The organism is Meiothermus cerbereus (assembly GCF_051297115.1).
GTDB lineage: Bacteria > Deinococcota > Deinococci > Deinococcales > Thermaceae > Meiothermus > Meiothermus cerbereus_A.
Map to the genome: position 1 here is coordinate 1 of NZ_JBEVAL010000129.1, position 3,387 is coordinate 3,387.

Sequence of the window (3,387 nt, forward strand, 5' to 3'; positions counted from 1 at the left end):
GGCGCTACTGGACGAGCTGCGCCACATCCGGCGGGGGATCGCGCGGATGGCGGTGCAGGCTGAGCGTTCGTTGGAGGAGGTGGAGCGATGACTACCCTCAACGAGCTGCTAGAGGAGCACGAGATATGGTTGGTGGGCCTGCTCGGGCACACCCCCAACCTGCGGCGCTGGTCTGTTCAGGCCGCGCAGGATTTTGGCCTGGGCCTGGACTTTGAGCTCGCGGCGTTGTACCACGACTACGGGCGGCTGTTCGTGCCGGGCCGCCCCTACCTGCTCCCGCGCCCCCTTACCCAGGAGGAGCAGGAGGCGATGAAAACACACGTGGTCATCGGCTACCGCAAACTGAAGAAGAGGCTGGGCAAGGTCGGGCTGGATGCGGTGCTCTACCATCACGAGCGCTGGGACGGGCAGGGGTATTTGTACGGACTTTCGGGTCAGGAAATCCCCCTGGCGGGGCGGGTGTGCGCGGTGCTGGATGCGCTGGATGCGATGCTGGCCGAGCGGCCCTACCGCCCCGCTCGTTCGTGGGTAGAGGCGCTGGGGGAGCTAGAGGCGGGCAGCGGCAGCCAGTTTGATCCGGCGGTGGTGCAGTGGGCCTTGGAGTCGTTGCGCCCGGAGGGGGTATGTCGCGGCTGATCGCCGTGCTGGTGGCCCTCTCTCTGGGCCTGGCCTGCGGGCGGGTGCCTGCTGACCTGGCAGGGGTGGCGGCTTATTACGCCCGTGGCTACGGCCTCGACCCCGACCTGCTCATTGCGCTGGTTTGGGTGGAGAGCCGCTTCTGTGTGAACGCGGTCTCTCCCAAGGGGGCTACAGGTCTGGGGCAGATTATGCCGGGGACGGGCCGGGCGATGGGCATTGCAGAGCAGCGTTTGCGTGACCCGCAGTGGAACCTGTGGGGCACCGCCCGCTACCTGCGGCAGCAGTGGGACACCTTCCAGGACTGGCGGCTGGCCCTGGCCGCCTACAACGCCGGGCCGGGGGCGGTGCGAAAGTACCGGGGTGTCCCCCCCTACGTCGAAACGCAGAAATACGTGAGGGACGTGCTATGGGTGTACCAGTGGTTGAAGAAAAACAAGACGTAAACGTAACACGGGTCTGGGTACACGAGCGCTTCCCGGAGGAGTTCGCCCGGCTGATGGAGCGGCTGCCCCCCTGGGTGCGGGTGGAGGTGGAGGCGCACCGGGACAGCCTGGACGAGATAGTGCTCGACCTGGGCAAGCCCCTGATCTACACCGCAGCTGATCAGGTCTACATCCTGGAGAGCCGCACTGTCAACAAAGATGACCTTTCCTACCTGACCCACCGGCTGGGGGGGTTCAAGGAGAACAACCGGGCCGGGCTGGAGGGCACCCTGCACCGTGTCAGCCGCATCCAGGACGCTTACGGGGAGACGGTAGGGGTCACCATCCGCATCGGACGCTTCGTAATGGGGGTGGCCGAACCCTTGCGGCCCTGGCTCGAGCAGAGTGGTTCGATGCTGGTGGTGGGGCCGCCCAGGACGGGGAAGACCACCCTCTTGCGGGACATCGTGCGGATTCTGGCCGGGCGCTACGGGCCACGGGTGGCGGTGGTGGACACCAGCAACGAGATCGGCGGGGATGGGAAGCTCACCCATCCCGGCATCTCCCCAGCGAGGCGCTTGCAGGTGCCAGACCCGCCCTCGAAGAACCAGGGTTGGGTGATCTACCAGGCCATCGCCAACCATAGCCCCGAGGTGGTGGTGGCCGACGAGATCGGCTACAACGAGGACGTTTTCCAGTGTTTGACCGCCTCGAGGCGGGGGGTGCGGGTGGTAGCGACCGCGCACGGGGAGACCATCCTCGACCTGCTGGAGAACCCGGTGCTGCTGCCCATCCTGGGCGACCCGAACGAGGGCAGGCGCAGAAGCCGCCCGTCCTTCGCCATGTGCCTGGAGGTGCGGGGCAAGGGGAAGTTCGTGCTCTACCCTGACTTTGCCGAGGCCCTGGACACCCTGCTCTCAGGGGGTGAACCCGAGGGATTGCAATTAGGGAGGTGGGATTGATGCGATGGATTGGACTGGCTTTGCTGCTCGGGGTAGCGCTGGCGCAAGACCCCCGCTACCCTGACACGACGCGCTACCTGGTGAGCGCCCCAGACTACCGGCTGGAACGGCTCACCCTGCTCAAATGGCCCTTCGTGGAAGTCCTGCGGGCCGACCGCTGGAAGGAGAACCAGCAGGCCCGGCTCGAGGGGCGGGCGGCGGTGGCCCACGAGTGGCGGCTACCCATGAGCGACCTGCTGACCACCCAGGAGGTGGCCCGCGACCTGAGAAAAGCCTGGCAGCGCTTCGAGGAGCGCTACTACTGGCACGTCATCACCCGGCTCAACAACCCCGCGCTCTATGCGGTGTACTGCTGGGCCGGGCTCAAGGGGCCTGACCTCAACCCGCCCCTGCCGGAGGTACAGGTGGACGTGCCCTCGGGGAGCGTACCCCAGGGGTTCGACCCAGGGCTTGGCTGGCCCAGTCCAGCCGCCCAGGGCCAGCACATGCTGGACGCCTACTGGCCGGTGCCGCAGGTGAACAGCGAGGACTTTTGCGACGGGTTAGGGCTTGAGATTCTGCCCCTGATGTACGTGCCGGGGTTCTGCCTGGACATTGACGCTATCGGCTTTTCCTGGTGTACGCCGGGGTACAACGACGGGCAGCCGCTATGGTTCAACGACAGCGCAGCCCAGACACGGGTCTCGGACGGAATCGCCCACGCGGTGGCGACTTACTACCCGGACTATCAACTCGACGTACTGAGTGCGCTCAGGCCCAGGGTGCCCACCGACCTCTCTGACCCCACAAGGCTCAGGGTCTTCGCCCCCATGCCCTGGCAGGCGCATGTGCTCGAGGGGGGCGCGGTGGTGACGCCGGTGATGCGGACGCTGGACGGCCTCACCCCGCAGAACCTGGTGAGCGAGGCCCAGGGGATTCTGCAAACCTTGCAGCGGGCATTGCCCCGGCTGCCCGAGGCTGAGCGGCTGGCCGGGACGGCCTACTACTACCAGGCGCTCAATAGCCTGTCCAAGCTGTCTTTTTTGCAGCCAGTCAGCGCCCAGTTGACCGGGCTTATCGCTGGGCTGGACGAGAAGGCTATGCGACTGGCGCTGAACACCCTGGCCGCTACCGACGAGGGGAGCAAGCTGGCCGGGCGCGACCTCTTCATCAACCACAAGAACGCGCCGGGGGCCTGGCGGCTGGAGGAAGTCAAGCGCTGGTTCCCTCCCTCGAATCCCTACATCTACGAACGTTTTGGCTACGTGAGCTTCTTCCAGGTCTGGAATCGGGCCGAGGTGAGCACGGTGCCGGACTTCCGCGCCGACCGCAACCCCTTGGGGGTGGCAGCCTCATTAGGGATGCGGGCTTTGTTCTACTGGTGG

General features: G+C 66.2%; 4 protein-coding genes. All 4 read left to right on the top strand.

The window, feature by feature from the left end; all coding sequences use genetic code 11:
* The first annotated feature begins 87 nt into the window (after positions 1 to 87).
* Positions 88 to 636 (top strand): HD-GYP domain-containing protein, encoded by a 549-nt coding sequence (locus ABWU19_RS14525; RefSeq protein ID WP_119358819.1) that lies wholly within the window; start codon positions 88 to 90, stop codon positions 634 to 636.
* Positions 624 to 1,082, top strand: a complete 459-nt coding sequence (locus ABWU19_RS14530) for a lytic transglycosylase domain-containing protein (protein WP_119358820.1) — start codon at positions 624 to 626, stop codon at positions 1,080 to 1,082. The genes ABWU19_RS14525 and ABWU19_RS14530 overlap by 13 nt, the downstream gene beginning before the upstream one ends.
* Positions 1,046 to 2,023, top strand: a complete 978-nt coding sequence (locus ABWU19_RS14535; protein WP_119358821.1) for an AAA family ATPase — start codon at positions 1,046 to 1,048, stop codon at positions 2,021 to 2,023. The genes ABWU19_RS14530 and ABWU19_RS14535 overlap by 37 nt, the downstream gene beginning before the upstream one ends.
* Positions 2,023 to 3,387 (top strand): hypothetical protein (locus tag ABWU19_RS14540; RefSeq protein ID WP_435902364.1); only part of this gene is annotated, 1,365 nt, incomplete at its 3' end. The genes ABWU19_RS14535 and ABWU19_RS14540, both read left to right, overlap by 1 nt.

Excerpts from the sequence above, each read along its gene's own strand:
- ABWU19_RS14525 (WP_119358819.1), top strand. The coding sequence starts at position 88 with ATGACTACCCTCAACGAGCTGCTAGAGGAGCACGAGATATGGTTGGTG.
- ABWU19_RS14530 (WP_119358820.1), top strand. The coding sequence starts at position 624 with ATGTCGCGGCTGATCGCCGTGCTGGTGGCCCTCTCTCTGGGCCTGGCC.
- ABWU19_RS14535 (WP_119358821.1), top strand. The coding sequence starts at position 1,046 with ATGGGTGTACCAGTGGTTGAAGAAAAACAAGACGTAAACGTAACACGG.